Source organism: Streptomyces sp. N50 (assembly GCF_033335955.1).
Classification (GTDB): domain Bacteria; phylum Actinomycetota; class Actinomycetes; order Streptomycetales; family Streptomycetaceae; genus Streptomyces.
This window is the reverse complement of record NZ_CP137550.1, coordinates 426,506-443,908: the sequence shown is the minus strand read 5'-3', so window position 1 is coordinate 443,908 and position 17,403 is coordinate 426,506. Positions and strand designations below refer to the sequence as shown.

14 protein-coding genes and 1 pseudogene are annotated in these 17,403 nt (G+C 69.4%); 9 read left to right on the top strand and 6 right to left on the bottom strand.

Features of this window, described 5'->3' with window-relative positions; genetic code table 11:
- Window positions 1-134: 134 nt before the first annotated feature.
- Complete coding sequence (locus tag R2B38_RS46560; RefSeq protein WP_318022256.1) at window positions 135-1,253, bottom strand: acyl-CoA desaturase; 1,119 nt, start codon at window positions 1,251-1,253, stop codon at window positions 135-137.
- Window positions 1,254-1,260: 7 nt separating this feature from the next.
- A complete protein-coding gene (locus R2B38_RS46555) occupies window positions 1,261-2,325 on the bottom strand; it encodes a ferredoxin reductase (protein ID WP_318022255.1) in 1,065 nt (354 codons plus the stop codon).
- An 86-nt stretch (window positions 2,326-2,411) separates the two neighbouring features.
- Between R2B38_RS46555 and R2B38_RS46550 the strand changes: the two genes are divergently transcribed.
- The 6 genes and pseudogenes from R2B38_RS46550 (at window position 2,412) to R2B38_RS46525 (ending at window position 8,237) form a co-directional block, all read left to right on the top strand.
- The gene (locus tag R2B38_RS46550; protein ID WP_318022254.1) at window positions 2,412-3,551 is read left to right on the top strand and encodes a helix-turn-helix domain-containing protein; all 1,140 of its coding nucleotides are present in this window, start codon (window positions 2,412-2,414) and stop codon (window positions 3,549-3,551) included.
- Between the two features lie 451 nt (window positions 3,552-4,002).
- Complete coding sequence (locus R2B38_RS46545; protein ID WP_318022253.1) at window positions 4,003-4,341, top strand: thioredoxin family protein; 339 nt, start codon at window positions 4,003-4,005, stop codon at window positions 4,339-4,341.
- 744 nt (window positions 4,342-5,085) lie between these two features.
- Window positions 5,086-5,907 (top strand): helix-turn-helix transcriptional regulator, encoded by an 822-nt coding sequence (locus R2B38_RS46540; RefSeq protein ID WP_318022252.1) that lies wholly within the window; start codon window positions 5,086-5,088, stop codon window positions 5,905-5,907.
- Window positions 5,908-6,021: 114 nt separating this feature from the next.
- Window positions 6,022-6,963, top strand: coding sequence for an NADP-dependent oxidoreductase (locus R2B38_RS46535; RefSeq protein ID WP_318022251.1), 942 nt, complete (start codon window positions 6,022-6,024; stop codon window positions 6,961-6,963).
- Between the two features lie 409 nt (window positions 6,964-7,372).
- Window positions 7,373-7,528 (top strand): annotated as a pseudogene (locus R2B38_RS46530) (alpha/beta hydrolase); the annotation flags it as partial.
- A 178-nt stretch (window positions 7,529-7,706) separates the two neighbouring features.
- On the top strand, window positions 7,707-8,237 hold the full coding sequence (locus R2B38_RS46525; RefSeq protein ID WP_318022250.1) for an SRPBCC family protein: 531 nt from the start codon (window positions 7,707-7,709) through the stop codon (window positions 8,235-8,237).
- Window positions 8,238-8,560: 323 nt separating this feature from the next.
- Here the strand turns inward: R2B38_RS46525 and R2B38_RS46520 are convergent, their stop codons facing one another.
- Window positions 8,561-9,211: a hypothetical protein gene (locus R2B38_RS46520; RefSeq protein WP_318022249.1), complete on the bottom strand. Its 651-nt coding sequence runs from the start codon at window positions 9,209-9,211 to the stop codon at window positions 8,561-8,563.
- A 639-nt stretch (window positions 9,212-9,850) separates the two neighbouring features.
- On the bottom strand, window positions 9,851-10,417 hold the full coding sequence (locus R2B38_RS46515; protein ID WP_318022248.1) for a class I SAM-dependent methyltransferase: 567 nt from the start codon (window positions 10,415-10,417) through the stop codon (window positions 9,851-9,853).
- A 132-nt stretch (window positions 10,418-10,549) separates the two neighbouring features.
- Here R2B38_RS46515 and R2B38_RS46510 point away from each other — a divergent pair, with 132 nt between their 5' ends.
- Window positions 10,550-11,797, top strand: coding sequence for a sensor histidine kinase (locus R2B38_RS46510; RefSeq protein ID WP_318022247.1), 1,248 nt, complete (start codon window positions 10,550-10,552; stop codon window positions 11,795-11,797).
- On the top strand, window positions 11,794-12,492 hold the full coding sequence (locus R2B38_RS46505) for a response regulator transcription factor (protein ID WP_318022246.1): 699 nt from the start codon (window positions 11,794-11,796) through the stop codon (window positions 12,490-12,492). Before R2B38_RS46510 ends, R2B38_RS46505 begins: the two co-directional genes overlap by 4 nt.
- A 138-nt stretch (window positions 12,493-12,630) precedes the next feature.
- Here R2B38_RS46505 and R2B38_RS46500 read toward each other — a convergent pair whose 3' ends face one another.
- The gene (locus R2B38_RS46500) at window positions 12,631-13,104 is read right to left on the bottom strand and encodes a hypothetical protein (protein WP_318022245.1); all 474 of its coding nucleotides are present in this window, start codon (window positions 13,102-13,104) and stop codon (window positions 12,631-12,633) included.
- Window positions 13,105-13,545: 441 nt separating this feature from the next.
- Window positions 13,546-14,022, bottom strand: coding sequence for a hypothetical protein (locus R2B38_RS46495; RefSeq protein ID WP_318022244.1), 477 nt, complete (start codon window positions 14,020-14,022; stop codon window positions 13,546-13,548).
- Between the two features lie 794 nt (window positions 14,023-14,816).
- Here R2B38_RS46495 and R2B38_RS46490 point away from each other — a divergent pair.
- Window positions 14,817-17,051, top strand: a complete 2,235-nt coding sequence (locus R2B38_RS46490; RefSeq protein WP_318022243.1) for an NEW3 domain-containing protein — start codon at window positions 14,817-14,819, stop codon at window positions 17,049-17,051.
- Window positions 17,052-17,403 lie beyond the last annotated feature (352 nt).

Sequence of the window (17,403 nt, the reverse complement as noted above, 5' to 3'; positions counted from 1 at the left end):
GCGCCTTCGCGACGACGGACGGATGGTGCCCCGGCTTCGCGAAGGCGAGGACGCCCGCCCACCGTCCGCGACGGATCTCACCGAACCCGGCGGCGGCGCGAGTGCGGCCGAGAGATCCGTACCGACACCGGGAATCAGGCCGCGACGAGCTCCCGCTCGCGGTCCGGCGTCTTGGCCTTGGGCTTCTTGTTCGGCAGCGAGAGCCGGAAGACCTTGTGCCACGCGGAGAACACCTGCTTGGGCAGCGGCCCGGTGACGTACTCCAGCTCGTACTTCTCGAACAGAGCGCGCACCTTCACCGCGACCTCGGCGTACCGGTTGCTCGGCAGGTCCGGGAACAGGTGGTGCTCGATCTGGTGCGACAGGTTGCCGGTCATGAAGTGCATGGCCTTGCTGCCGCTGATGTTCGCCGAGCCCATCATCTGGCGCAGGTACCACTGGCCGCGCGTCTCGCCGTTGATCGACCGGCGCTCGAAGACCTGCACGCCCTCGGGGAAGTGCCCGCACATGATCACCGAGTGGGTCCAGATGTTGCGGACCAGGTTCGCGGTGAACGTGGCGGCGAGCGTGGGGAGGAACGACGGCCCCGACAGCAGCGGGTGGATCACGTAGTCCTTGAGGACCTGCTTGCGGATCTTGCGGCCCACGGCCCTGGCCCGCTCGCGGAACTCCGGGTTCTTGCGGCGGCGCTTCTGCAGGTTCTTGCCGAGCTCCAGGTCGTACGCGGCGATGCCGTACTCGAAGAAGCAGGCGTTGAGGAAGTTCCACAGCGGCTGGCCGAGGTGGAACGGGTGCCACCGCTGGTCCTCGTCGACGCGCATGATGCCGTAGCCGAGGTCGTTGTCCTTGCCGATCACGTTGGTGTACGTGTGGTGCAGCTCGTTGTGCGAGTGCTTCCACTGCTCGGACGGCGAGACGTGATCCCACTCCCAGGTGGTGGAGTGGATCTTCGGGTCCCGCATCCAGTCCCACTGGCCGTGCAGGATGTTGTGGCCGATCTCCATGTTGTCCATGATCTTCGCCACGGACAGACCGGCGGTGCCGATCAGCCACGCGGGCGGGAAGAGCGAGAACAACAGCACGCCCCTGCTCGCGAGTTCGAGCTTGCGCTGCGCCGAGATGACCTTGCGGATGTAGGCGGCGTCCTTCTCGCCGCGACCGGCGATCACCTCGTCGCGGATCGCGTCCAGCTCGCGGCCGAGCTCCTCGATCTGCTCCGCGGTCAGGTGGGCGGTGGGGTCGGTGGCGGTCAAGGTGCTCCTACCGTTCGATGTCACAGGGGCCCGCCGCGGCGGACACGCAGGTCTGGATGAGGACGCCCGGCTCGGCCTCGGTGATCTCGCCGGTGCGCAGGTCGCGGACGGCGCCCGACTTGAGCGGTGTGACGCAGCCGAAGCAGATGCCCATGCGGCACCCGGAGGGCATGAGCACGCCGGCCTCCTCGCCGACGTCCAGCAACGGCGTGGCGCCGTCCGCGTCGACGGTCCTGCCGGTGGCGCTGAACGTGACCTCGCCGCCGTCGCCGGTGACGACGATGCCGGGGCGGAAGCGTTCGGTGTGCAGGCGCTCCTGTACGCCGTGCTCGGTCCAGTGCTCCTCGGCGGCGTCGAGCAGGCCTGCGGGCCCGCAGGCCCAGGTCTCGCGCTCGGCCCAGTCGGGCACGAGTTCGTCGAGACGGGCGATGTCGAGCTGGCCGTCCGTGTCGGTGTGCACCTCGGTGAGCCGCAGCTTCTTGTCCGCGACCAGGTCGTGCAGGTCGCTGCGGAAGATCACGTCCTGCGGCCGTGGCGCGCAGTGGACCATGACGACGTCGACGCTGTCGTCGAATTCGATGTCGCGCAGCATGCCCATCACGGGCGTGATGCCGCTGCCGGCCGTCAGGTAGAGCACCTTGGCAGGCTTGGCCCGCGGCAGCACGAAGTCGCCGGTCGGCTGGTCGAGCTGGATCAGCGTGCCCGGTTTCGCTCTGCGGACCAGGTGGTTGCTGACCTTGCCGTCCGGGATCGCCTTCACGGTGATCGTGAGACGGCCGTCCTGGCGGTCTGTCGGCGAGGTGATGGAGTAGGCACGCCACAGGCGCACTCCGTCGACGTCGACCCCGATCCGCACGTACTGACCGGCCGTGTGGCCACGCCAGCCCCGTCCCGGTCTGATCACGACGGTCGCGGCGTCACCCGTCTCGGGGTGCACGGCCTCGATGCGCCCCCGCAGGTCAGCGCCCGCACGCAGCGGGCTGACCAGGTCGAGGTAGTCCGACGGCAGCAGCGGCGTCGTGACCATCTCCAGCAGTTTCCACGCCCTGGTGCGGAGGGCTGTACTCGTCATGACTCCAGCCTGCTGCGCCTCAAGGCGTAAAGTCCTGACCGCAGGACGTAAATCTGGTCGGCCGAATTGTTCGCAGGGAACAAAATATGAGCCATGCAGTCCGGAGGGCCAGCGAACTGGCCCTGGACGAGACGACGGTCACCGCACTTCGGGCCGCGCTGAGGACCACCGCGGACGAGGTCGTCGAGGCGATCATCGACGAGGTCCCTCCCTACGCCAACGCCCTTTCGGGCCGCATGGGCGCCACCATGCGCCGAGCGGTCCGTACCGCCCTGGGGCACTACCTGGACCTGGCGAGCGGGAAGGCGACGGGCGGCGACGCCGGTGACGCGGCCTACGAGCTGGGCCGCGGCGAGGTGCGCGACGGCCGTTCGATGGACGCCCTGCTCAGCGCCTACCGCGTCGGCGCCCGTGTGGCCTGGCGATGCCTGGCGGCGGGTGCCGTACCCGCGGGTCTGCCCGCCGCCGAGGTCGCCAAGTTCGCCGAGCTGACCTTCGCCTACATCGACGAGCTCTCCGCCGCGAGCGCCGCGGGCCACGCCGACGAACTGACCGCCCGGGGCAGGGACCACGAGCGCCACCTGGAACACCTGGCCCGCGACCTCCTCGCCGGCGCGAGCCCGGACGTGCTGCTGGCCTCTGTCCAACGGGCCGGGTGGCAGCCTCCGGTTTCGCTGACCGCGGTCCTGCTGCCCGCAGCCCAGGCCCGGCCCGCCTACCGCGCGCTCGACCCGGGCGCCCTCGTCCTCGACGATCTGCCGGACGCCACCGGTGTGCTGCTCGTCCCCGATGCCGACCGATCGCATCTCCTGCGGCAGCTGACCGAACGTACCGCCGTGGTCGGCCCGGCCCGGCCATGGACCCGTGCGTCGGCCTCGTACGAACGAGCCGTACGCGCGCGCTCCCTCTCCTCCGACATCCGCGACACCGAGGATCATCTGCCCGAGCTGGTGCTGAGCGCCGACGCGGACGCGTTCGCAGACCTGCGTGCCCGAGCCCTCGCCCCCCTGCGGACCTTGCCTGTCGCGACCGCACGGCGGCTGGAGGAGACGCTGCGGGAGTGGCTGCTGCACCAGGGCAGACGGGACGAGGTGGCGGCGGCGTTGTTCGTCCATCCCCAGACGGTCCGGTACCGGATGTCGCAGCTGAGGGAGCTGTTTCCTGACCTCGCATCGCCACACCGGGTCCTCGAACTGACCCTGGCGGTCGGTCTTCGGGCCGACTGACGGGTCTTCGAGCGTCAACGACCGCGTCCGCGAGCAGTCAAGGAATCCTGCCTCGTTCTCGGCGGCACCAGCTGACTCATGCGTCCCGTCGAAGAGCGGCACGAGCCAGCTAGCTGGGACCGGGGGCTGACGGGAGAACCGGACACGGCCTCGGAAAGCCTGTCGGGGCGCCGTCTCTGAGAAGCGCGGTGGCGGATACGGCTCGACAGGATCCGGCGGACGATGCACACGGGCCCGCTCATCGACGCGCTCATCGCTGTCGCTGACCTCGGCGGGGCGGCCAGACCTGGGTCGCGAGGGGGACCGGGCCGCTCGCGCCGGGGACCACCGTTGGCTCTGCCACGACCCCGCGCCTCCCTTCCGATCCGACAGGCCGACCGGACGACCGAGCGAGCACACCGCGCGAGGGATGATGGGGAGGGAATGACGGAATGTGAGGTGAGGAGCTTCTATGGCGACGCGGGTTCACCGACCCCGTGAGGACGCGGAGTTCGATTTCATCCTCGGGATGAGCGGAGTCCCGGTCCTCGCATACTTCACCGGGACATGGCCCAAGGCCATCGAGCCCTGCCGGGTGATGGACCTCGTCGTGGGTGGTATCGCCGACGACTGCACGGGCCGCCTGACGGCCGTCCGCGCCGACATCACGCGTTGTCCGGCCGCGACCGAGCGATACGGGATCACCGGAGCCCCGTCCTTCGTCCTGCTGAAGGAGGGAGAGGCGGTGGCGCAGGGCACGGGGCCCATGACCACCGCCGAGTTGCGGAAGTTCCTGGACGGTCACCTCTGAGAGGTTCTGTCTCATCGGTGTGTGTTCGGTACGGTCAAGGTCCCGAGCAGTACGGCCGATGTCCGCGCGGCGGACCGAAGAGGCGGACCACTGAGCGCGTCTGTTGCCCGCACAGCGCGGGGCGATGGCGCGGGCCGTGGTCACCCGGAACGCAATGTCCGGGAGGGTAGCTCGCCGAAGCGCGCCCTGTAGCGGGACGCGAAGCGGCCCAGGTGGTCGAAGTTCCAGCTCGCGGTGGATGTGGCCGGAACGAGACGCCGCTCCGGGCTGATTCAGGAAGTTCTTGAATGTCGTCGGCGGTCGGTGGCCGGGCGGCGGGTATTCCGTCGGCCGATGACAGACCCCTGAGGCGCTCGATGTCTGTCCCTGGCAGTGGCGCGTGCCATCTGCACCGCGTCGGCGGCCAGCACTCGTACGGTGTCCACGGACCGGCCCGGTGAGGTCGTGTTGCCGGACTGCTCACTCTTCCGCGTCCTGCTCCACCGTTGGACATGGCACCGCATCCGCAGGCGACCCTTGCGCCCTTCTTGGTCGGTCGACCTGCGCACGCGGAGCGGTCTCAGCCACCACACCCCCAGCAGCTGGAACGGACGTCACCGTCCATGCAACGGCTGAAGCCGCCGCCCCGGCGAACCTCTGTGGTGACAGCACCAGCCAGGGACAACTTGTCCGTGGTTAGAACCGCCCTTCATCCGGTTCCCGGTTCGCGTCAAGATTGTGCTGTCGAACAGAGGAGGTCGGACGATGGACCGGGCGTTGCTGGCGGATTTTCTCCGAGCGCGTCGTGAGGCGTTGCAGCCGGAGGATGTCGGGCTTCCCCGCGGGCAGCGGCGCCGCACCGGCGGGCTGCGGCGCGAGGAGGTGGCGGCGCTGGCCGAGATGTCCGCCGACTACTACAGCCGCATCGAGCAGCAGCGAGGTCCGGCGCCGTCGGAGCGGATGCTCGTCGCACTCGCCCGGGCGCTGCGTCTCGACGAGAGCGAGCGTGACCACCTCTTCGTCCTGGGCGGGATCCCGGCACCGCGACGGGTTCTTCGGGACGATTGCATCGGTCCCACGATGCTGCGGATCGTCGCCGGTCTCTCGGACGTGCCCGCGATCGTGCTGTCACGGCTCGGCGAGGCGTTGCTGCAGACGCGCCCGGCGGTCGCTCTGCTCGGTGACTACACCCAGTACTCGGGCTTGTCCCGTTACCTGGTCTACCGCTGGTTCACCGGTGACCGGCGGGTCCGTGGCCTGTACCCCGTCGAGGACCATCCGATACGGGGCAGGGTCTTCGCCGCGGAGATCCGGGACGCGTACACGGCGGATCCCACCGGGAGGGCCGGCGAGATCGTCGCGGCGCTGCTGGAGGTCAGTTCCGAGTTCGCGAACATCTGGCGGTTGCACGAGGTGGGAGTGACCCATCATCACGACCTCAAGCGCTACCTGCACCCCGAGTTGGGGGAGCTGGAGCTGTACGCCGAGATGCTGTTGGATCCGGAGCAGCATCACACGCTCCTGGTGTTCACAGCCGTGCCCGGTTCCCCGAGCCACGGGAAGCTTCAGCTTCTGACCGCCGCCTAGCGGCTCTCGTCCCTCACACATCTGAAGGCACTGTCTCGAAAGCCCAGGCGTGCCCAGGCCTCGCAATGCTTCAAATTTGAAGCACATCCCCAACCGTGAAAGGCGGCATTTGTCATGAAAGCAATGCGTTTCTATGAGTACGGTTCTCCGGACGTCCTGCGTTACGAGGACGTGGAACAACCGGTCCCCGCGGCCGGGGAGGTCCGGATCCGGGTGGCCGCGACGTCGTTCAACCCGGTCGACGGCAACATCCGCGCGGGCTTCATGCAGGGCCCCATCCCGGTGACCCTGCCGCACACCCCCGGCATCGACGTCGCGGGCACGGTCGACGCGCTGGGCGAGGGAGCGGACCGGGTCAGGGCGGGTGACCAGGTTGTCGGGTTCGTGCCGATGACCGGTGCCGGCGCGGCGGCGGAGTACGTGCTCGCACCGGCCGGCCTGCTGACGGCGGCGCCCGCGAGCATCCCGCTGGCCGACGCGGGCGGGCTGCCGCTGGTCGGGCTCACCGCCTGGCAGGCCCTCTTCGACCACGCCAAGCTGACTGCCGGTCAGCGGGTGCTGATCAACGGTGCGGGCGGCGCCGTCGGCGGCTACGCCGTCCAGCTGGCCAAGCACGCCGGTGCACACGTGATCGCCACGGCCGGGCCGCGCAGCAGTGAACGCGTCAGGACGGCGGGTGCCGATGAGGTGTTCGGCCACGGGGTCCCCGAACTGTCCGCGCTGGTCGACGTCGTGCTCAACCTCGCGCCGGTCGACCCGATGGAATTGGCCGCGCTGACCTCCGTGGTCCGCGACGGCGGCGTCGTGGTGAACACGACGGTGTGGATGCCCGCGCCCTCCGACGAGGAGCGAGGCGTGCGCGGGGTCAACCTCTTCGTCAACAGCGACGCCGCGCAGCTGGCGAGGTTGGTGACGCTGGTCGACTCCGGAGCACTGCACGTCGACATCGCTCGCCGGGTGCCGCTGGCCGAGCTGCCGGCGCTGCACGCGGAGGCCGCAGAAGGCACGCTCACCGGCAAGGTCCTCGTCCTTCCCTCCGCCGCCTCTCTCACCTAGGCGATCTTCTCCGGCACGGCGATCGCGTCGCGTCTCCCAACAAGCGGGCCATCGCGGGGGACTGCGCTCTGCCAGGCCTGGCAGAGCGCAGCTCCGGCACATTCATGCCGTCCACAGCCGGATCCTGGCCCGGGACTCCACCGCTCCTCCACATCGCACCAGCTCAGACCCATGAGCCGCAAAGGCAGGACAGTCATGCCACTCGGTCTCGACCCCGAGTTCGCCCAGGGTTTCGCCCCCATGGCCGAGGCCATGACGCACGCCACACCGCCGGCGGTAGGCGACGTGCCCGCACGCCGCGCCATGTGGGAGCCGATCGTCGGCGCCGCCTCTGCGGGCCCAGCCGATCCCGACCGACGTCACGACCGCCGAGCACCACGCGACCGCCGACGACGGCACACAGATCACCATGCGCTGGTACGCCAAGACCGGCGCCGCAGCGGGGCCGGCGGTGCTGTTCTTCCACGGCGGCGGTTACATATTCGGCCCCATCGACCTCTTCGACGGACCGGTCTCGCGCTACGTCTCCGCCAGCGGGGTGCCGATTCCGTCGGTCGACTACCGCCGGGCCCCCGAGCATCCGTTCCCGACGCCGGTCGAGGACGCCTACGCCGCCCGGCGCTGGCCACCGCATCCGCACGGGTGCGCCCCTCAACGAGCCCGACCCGGCCACCTTCTACGGCGGCGACCACCGCGGCTACACCGACTTCCCGGCCCTCACCACCACCGCTGCGAGTTGAATCATGACGACTTTCCTCATCAAGCCCGACGACAGGACCGTCACCATCACCGTCCAGCAGCGAACTCTGACAGCGCCCCAGGACGCCTTCCGCACCCTGGCCCCCGTCGACCTTCCCACCGTCTTCCGCCCGGTCTTTCCGTTTCCCGGGATCAGCGGTGTGAAGAACCAGACCGAGGCCTGGGACCACGCGGGCGCCCGAAGGAACCCGCAGTTCGACGACGGCTCCCAGGCCGACGAAGAAATTACCGAATACACGCCCGGATCCAGCTTCGCCTACCAGCTGACCAACTTCACGAACGTCCTCTCCCGCCTCGCGGCCGGAGCTCGGGGCGAGTTCAACGTCAACCCCGACGGCGACGGCACACTCATCCGCTGGACCTACGAGTTCAAGCCGCTGCCCGGCCGACGCTGGATCCTCGCCGGCCCCTTCACCCCGCTCTGGCGCCGCTACATGGCCGCCGCCCTCGACCGGTGCGTCCACGTCATCGAAACGGAGAAGAACAGCGAGCCGGTGCCGCCCCGGGCCGGCTGACGGCCCGAAGCAGCACGACATCAATATCCCGATGGGTGTCGTCGGGGGTGAAGGCCGCGATGTCAGCAGGTGTCCGGAAGCGGGCAGCGGAGGCCTCGACCTGGCGACCGTGGGCTTGCTTGGCGCTCGCGCTCATCAGCCACGTCGAGGCGAATCACTACGCAGGATGAAGAAGGGCTCACTCTTCGCAGGACAGAACCCACCTCGGCGGCCACATGCTCAGATATGAGTTACGCAGCGACGTCTCCCGCGCGGATTCGCTCTCATGAGCTGAGATCTCCCGGACATTCGGGACACCCTCGCCGAATTCCCAGCCGTCAGCGCTACTTGGGACGACGGCGGCCGAGAGCGCGCGTGAGTTCACCGACCGGCGCAAGCACGTGTCCGCCATCGCCCGCGCACCACCACACAGCCTCGCGTTCCCGCTCCGAGCCGTGGACGCCGAGGTCATGTCGGGGGCACACCGGCCAGACCTGCCAGGTCCATTCGAGCAGGCTCTCCTGGATCAGGATCGCCAGGCCGGTCAGCGCCATGGTCGGGTCGTCGCACATGTTCGGCAGGATGGGGCCGCCCCAGTTGAGCCGTGCGCCATCGGCCAGCCGGACACCGGCTCCCACCGGGAACCAGTCCTCCAGGATCTCGATCTCCGGTTCGCCCTCGATCCCGCGCGTGGGCAGGTCGCGGGCCACGATCCGCAGCGCGGCGCGCAACATCTCCAGACGCTCGGGAGCGAGGTCGAAGCCGGGATCGAAGCCCGCGTCGTCCAGGATGCGCTGCGCCAGGGCTGTCATCTCCGCCGGCGGCACCTCGGCCGGGTTCCGTTCGACGACCTCCAGGATGGCGTCGGTGCAGTGGAACCAGTCGAGCAGTTCGCAGGCGAGGGCGACGACGTCCTGTGGGTCGAGGCTGTCCTCGCGCAGGCCGAGGTAGACCCTGCGCGTCAGCTGGTCAGCATCCCCTTCGTACTCAGCCATGGCGTCGCTCACCAGCCCAGTATCCCGACGCCGCATGGTTCCCCGCTGCCTGGTTTTTCGGCAGGACGCCTGACGCACTCACCAGCGGAACCTTGACCTCGTCACTTGATCGCGGCCGTGATTCGAAAGGAACCGTACGCAATACCTTTCGCCTGGCGACGGCCGCGGCTTGCTGAAGGGTGGGGGCGAGAGCGGCCCGGGTGACGTGCGGTGGCCGGGCGTCCCGGCCGGCCACGCCGCCGCCCGGATTCGCTGCTCGGCGACAAGGGCTACGACCCCCCCGCCGCGAGGAGTTGCGCAAGCGCCGGGTCCTGTCGGCCAACTCTCGCCGGAGCGCCCCGAACATCAAGGGCCCGGGCAAGCTCCGTCACGTCGTGGAACAGACCTTCGCGCTGCTCCATCAGTTCGTGCGTCTCGCAGTCCGCCGGGAACGCCGAACCGAACTCCCAGCCTCCTTCGTCTCGTTGGCCAGGGGGCTCATCTGCCGGAGGCGCCTGAGGAAGCACCGATCATGATCGCGGGACGAGCGCCACCCATGAGCAGGTCGAAGAGTTCGTCGAGCCGAGCCGCATCCCCTTTCCCGACAGACCGGCGTGACGCGCGCCTTCTGTGTCATGTGACGATCGCTCGCTCTGTTGCTCAGCGCTTCTTGGTGGCTCGGTGCACGAAGGCGGGCGGGAGGTTCGCCCACACCACCTTCGAGCGCTCCAACCGGTCGAAGCGGCAGGCGAGTTCGGCGGTGAGGTGGTGGGCGGGCGGAGTCCAGGCCGCGTGCAGATAGGCGAAGGTGGTGAACCGGCCGCCAGGCGTGAGGACTTCGGCCACGGCGTCCAGGATGTGCCCGCGCTGTTCCCGCGGCATGACCGTCCACGGCAGTCCGGAGACCACCACGTCCGCTGGTTCGCCCACCGTCGCGGTCAACTCCTCGGCCGAACCCCGTATGACGGTCAGCCGTGCGTCGCGCCGGGTGGCGGACAGCCGTGCCGCGAGCACTGGGTTGAGTTCGATCGCGACGAGCCGTGCGCCGGGTCCGAGCCGGGCGAGGATCGCGTCGGTGAACACCCCGGTACCCGGGCCGAGTTCGACCACGGTCCGGGCCTGCTCCAGGCCGATGCCCTCGGTCATGGCGTGCGCCAGCCGTCGTGAACTGGCGGCTACGGCACCGGTCATGAGGGGGCGTCTGAGGAACTCGGTGGTGATCGACATGGCGGCCATGGTGGGAGCGCCCCGGGTGGCCGCACGTCGTATCCCCGGCCGGTGCGTGTACGACCGGGGGAGGACCCGGTGACGCCCGCCAGGACGATGCAGGCGAGCGGACTCCGGCCGTAGCGTGAGGCGGTGCAACAGCTGATCGAGACCTTGTCCCGCCTGCGGCGCGGATATCCGTGGCTGTCGGACCTGCTGCTGATCGTCCTGGTTGCCGTGCCCCCGGTGATCCGCCCCCAGCCGGGGTGGCGTCCGGTCTGGGTGCAGGCGGGCGTCTACCTGGTCCTGGTGCTGCCTCTGCTGTGGCGCCGCCGTCGGCCGGTGCTCGTCGCGGCCCTGGTGACAGCCGGGTTCTGGGCGCAGTACCTCGGACAGGTCTGGGGACAGGAACCGGGACGCGGCGCCGTCGCCCTGGCCGCGGTCCTGGCCACCCTCACGGTGCGTGGCCTGCGTCGGGCTGCCGCGGCGACAGTGGTCTGTGCGGCCGGTTGTGTCCTGCTGTGGATTCCCGCGTGGCAGCGGGACTACGGCGGCCCGGGCGCCCGGGGGGCTCTGCTCACTCCGCTCGCGGTGGGGCTCCTGTTGGCCGGGGCCTGGGTGTTCGGCGAGTACGTCCGTGCCCGGCGCGCCTATATTGCCGAGTTCGAGCGGCGGGCCGTGCTCGCCGAGTCGGAACGCCTTGCGCTGGCCAAGGTCGCCGTCGCCGAGGAGCGGGCGCGCATCGCCCGGGAGATCCACGATGTCCTCGCGCACGGTGTGAGCGTGATGGTGCTGAACGCCGAGGGCGGCAGGCTGATGCGGCAGGTCGACCCCGCCGTCGTCGATCGCACGCTCGACGTCATCAGCGCGACCGGCCGTGAGGCACTGGGCGAACTCCGCCGTTTGCTGGAGGTGCTGCGTACCCCGGACGCGGACGCCTCGATCGGCGACTCCGGCTCCGGCGCGGCCGGCGAACAGCTCGCGGCCGATCTGCGGCGGCTGGTCGAACGTCTCAACTCGGGCGGCAGGCGCGCCCTGTTGGACGTTCGTGGGGAGCGCGGCGGCCTTCCGGCGGATCTCATGGTGCAGACGTACCGCATCGTGCAGGAGGCACTCACCAACGTGGTCAAGCACGCGCCGCCGGACTCCTCGGTTCATGTGCAGGTCGACACCGGTAGACAGGTGCCCGAGCGGCTGATCCGCGTCGAGGTGGAGAACTCGGCCGGAGCCGCCGGACGTCCCGCACCGCTACTCCCGTCGGGTCGCGGACTGGCCGGGATGCGCGAACGTACCGCCCTGTACGGCGGGCGCGTCGACGCCGGGCCCACACCCGACGGCGGCTACCGGGTCGCCGCAACCCTGCGCCCCGGCAGGCCGGAGCCCATCAGGGCGACCCCATGAGGGACCCGGCCCCGACCTCGCAGCGCACCGCGCCGTCGTCGCGGGTGCTGATCTGCGACGATCAGGAGCTGATCCGGATGGGGCTGCGGATGGTCGTCGACAGCCAGCCCGACCTCACCGTGGTGGGCGAGGCCGCCGACGGCGCTGCGGCGATCGCGCAGGTGGCCGCCCTGAAGCCGGACCTCGTCCTGATGGACGTCCGTATGCCCGGTCTCGACGGACTCGCAGCGACCGAACACCTCTGCGCACAGCCCGATGGGCCCCTCATACTCGTCGTCACCACTTTCGACCTCGACGAGTACGCCTACGCGGCTCTGCGGGCCGGCGCGAACGGTTTCCTGGTCAAGGACGCCCCCGCCGAGGAGATCCTGGTGACCGTCCGTGCGGTGCTGAGGGGCGAGGTCATGGTGGCGCCGTCGTTGACCCGGCGCCTGGTCGAGCGCTTCGTCCTGCATGCCCCCGTGTCCGTGTCCGCCCAGCGTGGCCGCCTGGCGGTTCTCACCGAGCGGGAACGGGACGTCCTCGGGCTGGTGGCCCGGGGACTGGCCAACGGCGAGATCGCGGGCCGCCTCTTCGTCGGGGAGACGACCGTGAAGACCCACCTCGGCCGGATCCTGACCAAGCTAGGCCTCCGGGACCGTGTCCACGCGGTGATCTTCGCCTACGAGAGCGGGCTGGTACGGGTGGGGGACTGAGCGGTGACGGACGTCCCGCCCGGTGGTCGCGCGTCGTCGCGGTGAGCGTATGAGAGGTCGTAGCCCGCCCTGTGTCCAGAGCGGATGGGGAAGCTCACGGGCTGGATTCCTGGACCGTACAGGGTGTGTCCGGAGCCCTTACTTCGTGCCGGGGGCCAGCAGTCGGCGCATGCGCTCGTATTCGGCGGCCATCTCCGGTGTGGCGAGGATGTCGTCGAGGTCGGCGGAGACCTGGTGGTCGACGTCCTCGATGGAACGGATGGCGAGTTCGTAGAGTTCGCCACGCCGGTTCTGTGCCAGGTAGCTCTTCCAGTGCGCCAACGCACTGATGACAGTGAGCACTCCGGTATCGAGATCGTCATCGACCAGGATGCCGTCGTAGATCGTCGCGAGCTCGTCGTGCAGCTCGGTGGCGCTGATGGTCAGGACGTTCGCGCCGGCGGTGGTCAGTGCCGCCCGCGCCTCTTCGGTGAGTTCGTCCTCGGCGGCACCGTGCAGCAACGCCGGCCGCACCAGGCGGGTCATCGTCTGCTCGCCGAAGGCGCGAACGCTGTCCTCGGTGGCTCCGGTGATGAGCTGGAGGATGCCGGCCTCGAGTTCGCTGTAATTCACGCCCGCAGTTTAGGCGGGGTGAGCCCGGGACTCGCACCGAAGGGGCAAGGGATGAGCCTGAGGGCCTGGTGCGCTCGGCTTCACCTGCGTCGCCGGGCCGCGCATCCCGGTGAGGGGAGCAGCAGTCGGCCGTGTGGCTGTCCGGGGATGAACAGGTCGGTGACAAGGCTGTGGTTTCCCGGAGCTCGCCTTTGTGTGTTCCCGTGGTGCGTGGCGCTCATGGGAATCTCGCGCCGGTGGAGCATCGCTCCGGGCGGAAGCCTGCCGGGGTCTGATCCCGGTGCGGGCAGGGCGTCGTGTGCCCGGAGCGACAGTTCGGTTCTCCGCAGGCGCGGGTGCGGCGGTTCCTGGAGGTCGGTGGAGATGCCGCAAGAGCATGACGGATCATCAGGTCCGTCAGTTCTTGCGGCATCGGGAACGAATCACTCACTCACGGCAGGCTCAGCTGAAGACGAAGGGGCCGGGTGACTGAGCGGCGTTCGACGTGCAGGTGACGGAGATGCCGAAGATGACCATCTTCAGCGAACCCTTGAAGAAGTCCAGACTGTCGCCGACGGCCACGGTGCCGGGTAGCGGACCGACGGTGACCGCTCCGCCAGCGGGTATGGCCGGGTTCACGGTGCCGCTGAACACCCGGTTGGCACCGGTGGAGTTGGTCATGGTGAGCGTGGAGCTGATGGAGTTCGCCGACAGGGCGAGCGGCGTGGTGATGGCGGTGGAACTGAGGGTGACGGTGGCTGACGTACTGCTGACCTGGGTCGCGGTCAGCGTGGCCGCGCCGCCGCCGAAGATGCCGCAGGCGGCGGTGATGGTGGCGGAGCTCGGAGTGACCGCGGCGGACGCGGAGGGCGCGAGGGCCAGCGTCGTGGCGGCGATGACTCCAGCCGTGAGTGCCGCACCTGTGGTTAATCGCTTCATGGGGATCGTGGTCCCTTCCCGGTGGTGGGAGTGCCATGTGTGGGATGGCGACCCCGGGCCGAGTGGGTGCGGGCACACTGCGGGGGATCGAATCTGACGGTCCGTCGGAACTTGCGATCCCCATTGATACGCGAGCGACACGGAACGGCATAGTTGAAATCCGGCCGACTGCGTACGCGAGGCTGAGGACCGGATCGGTGACGTGGGTTGCCTGGTGTGCCGAGGGGCTGCGGGACCGGTGTGCACGGCGGGGCGGTTGCGTGGCCTGTACGGGATCGTGCGTCCCTGCCTCGAACCAGCCGTCCTGTCACCGGAGTTGGAGTTCCAGGTCGCTGACGTCGCGCCCCCGCCCCGCCTGAAGTCGGTGGTGCCCTGTCGGTCCAGCACAGCCACGCCGGTGGGGCAGCCCGCGATCCGGCCGCCCCGGCCATCGCAGACGGCGCGAAGACCTCGCCTCGTCCCACCGCCCTGACGGTGGCGGTGGCACCCGCGATAACCGCTGGTTCACAAACACTCCGCCCCCCACCCCTGCTCGGTCCCCGTGAGTGGGGAGTCCCGGTGCCCGGCGTGAGAGGTGCGCCTGCCTGGCCGTCATGGGGGCCACTTCGTGATTCATCGGATGAATGTGTTGACGTACCAGTGGATGGCGCATAGAACATGTGCGGTTCGACCGGTGAGGACAAGGCAAGTTTCCGCTGGCCACTCTGAGGAGCCGTTCGATGTACGCGAGATTGATCAGATGTCTGCTGCCTTTACTGCTTCTCCTTGGGCTTGCGACGGGAACGTCGCCCGCGGTGGCCGCGCCCGCATCCGCGGCCCCGACGGACGTAGCCACCCCCGTCTCGCCCACACCGCCCATGGGCTGGAGCAGTTGGAGCGCGCTGCGCGAAGGCAGCGGCCTGACCCAGGACGGGATCAAGGCCCAGGCGCGGGTCATGCACGACAAGCTGCGGCGCTACGGCTACCGCTACATCAACATCGACGCCGGCTGGTCCGACCATCTGGACGCCTACGGGCGAAACGCCTGGGACACCGCGCGATTTCCCGACGGAATCCCCGCCCTCGCCGCGTATCTGCACCGCCTGGGGCTCAAGTTCGGCATCTACCTCACGCCGGGCATCCCGATCGAGGCGTATCAGAAGAACCTGCCGGTCCAGGGCACTGCGTACCACATGCAGGACATCGCGGATCCGACACAGCCCGGCAACACCCACAACGACTCCTACCGCATCGACTTCAGCAAGCCTGGAGCGGAGGAGTACGTGCAGAGTTACGCCGACCTGTTCGCCTCCTGGGGCGTCGACTACATCAAGATGGACTTCGTCGGCCCCGGCGGCGGCCTCGTCCCCGCCGACAACCGCCCCGAGATGCGAGTGTGGCACCAGGCGATCCTCGCCACCGGTCGTCCGATGCACCTGGAGCTCTCCAACTCGCTCAGCATCGCCGACGCCGCCACCTGGCAGGCCACCAGCAACGGCTGGCGCACCGGCGGCGACATCGAGTGCTATTGCGGCGTCAACGGATCCAGTACCCCGCTGACCAGCTGGCAGCGGACGTCGGCCCGGTTCGACCAGGTCGCGGCCTGGCAACCGTTCGGCGGCTCCGGCGCGTTCAACGACTACGACTCGATCGAGGTCGGCAACGGCAGCGACGGCGGGCTGACCCCCGACGAGCGGCAGACCCAGCTGAGCCTGTGGTCGCTGGCCTCCTCCCCACTGCTGCTGGGCACGGACCTGACCAGGCTCGACGCCGCCGATCTGAAGCTGCTGGCGCATCGTGAGGTGATCGCCGTGGACCAGGACACCGTCAACGCCACTCGGGTGAGCAGGAGCGCGACCACGCAGGTCTTCGCGAAAACGGAGCCGAACGGCGATGTGATCCTGGGGCTGTTCAACACCGGGTCCGTCGCACAGACCGTCTCCATCGCCGCGGACACGGCCGGCCTGCCCGCGTCCTCCTCGTACCGCCTCGACAACCTGTGGACGCACGAGGTCACCCGGTCCGGCGGAGCCACCGTCGCCGCCTCGGTCCCCGTGCACGGCGTGGCACTGTTCCGGGTACGTCCGTGGGCTGCGGGCAAGGCGTCGGGACGCCCGCAGACCGGCCTCACCGTGACCGCCCCCGGCACCTTGGAGGCCGGTCAACAGACCACCGCCGACGCGGACTTCACCAACTGGGGCACCGCCGTCGCGACCGGTGTCCACGTGGCCCTGCCCGTCCCGAAGGGCTGGACAGCCACCCCCGTCTCGCCCACCTCCTTCGCCTCCGTCCCGCCCGGCGCGACGATCCGCGCCACCTTCCGTGTCACGCCACCGGCCTCCATCACCCAGCTCTTCCCGACGGCCCGGCTCGACGCCGTCGCCCACTTCCGCTGGAACGCCGGCCCCGGCACCGGGGCACGGGCCACCGGCTCGGCCGCCGGACACACGTCCGTTCTGCTCGACGAGCCCGTTCGGGCCCCGTTCCGCACCTACTCCTCTACGCCGGAGCCCGCGAACTTCTCACAGGTCGGCTCCGCACTCGGCATTCGCGCGGCCGGCGCCGACGTCTACGGACCGAAGAACGAATACGGCGCGCTCTATGCCCCCGGCGCGGAGCACGACGGTTCCGTCACGACGGTCCGTGTCACCTGGCAGCGGTACCAGAACTCCGGGGCCAAGACCGGAATCATGGTGCGCAACGACATCACTGCCGCGAGCAACTCGCCCGGCTTCGTGACCGTGGGCGTGAGCGCGAAGAAGGGCTACTTCATGCAGTGGGACACCGACGGCGACGGGCGGCTCGACGCCGGCACCGCACCCAACGGCTCCGGCGTCGGCAAACCCGTCCTGCCCAGTTGGATCCGGCTGGTCCGCTCCGGCACCACCTTCACCGGCTACTACTCCACTGACAGCACCAACTGGACTCGACTGAGTACCGCGAACGTCCCCTCCGCCGCCCCTACCCAGGACGTCGGCCTCTTCGGCACCGCTGCCAACCCGGGCTACCCGAGCGAAGACGATTTCATCGACTTCACGACCAGCGGTTGACGATCTGTATGTGCTGTCGTGGGAGACAGCAGGCTCCGGCTCCGCTCCCTGGCCGTCACCGGCCCGTATGAGTGAACTCGTGTTCATGGGGTGTCCCTTTCGGTGGGGGAGTGGAGGTTGGAGGTTGATCTTGGCGGCCGTCGCCTGCGGCCCGGCGTCATCGAAGTACAGATGGTCGCGGGAGCCGCCTGAGCAGGATTGCCGTGGATGGCCTCCACGACGATCAGGGGCGAGCCGGGCAGGGCGCTGAGGCCGGTGCCCTTCAGCAGTGCGCGGCTGCCCCTGATGCCTGCGTTCAGTACACCGAGGCGCTCGTGCGGGGGCAGTTGGCGCGGGCGTGGTGGTGAGTCGG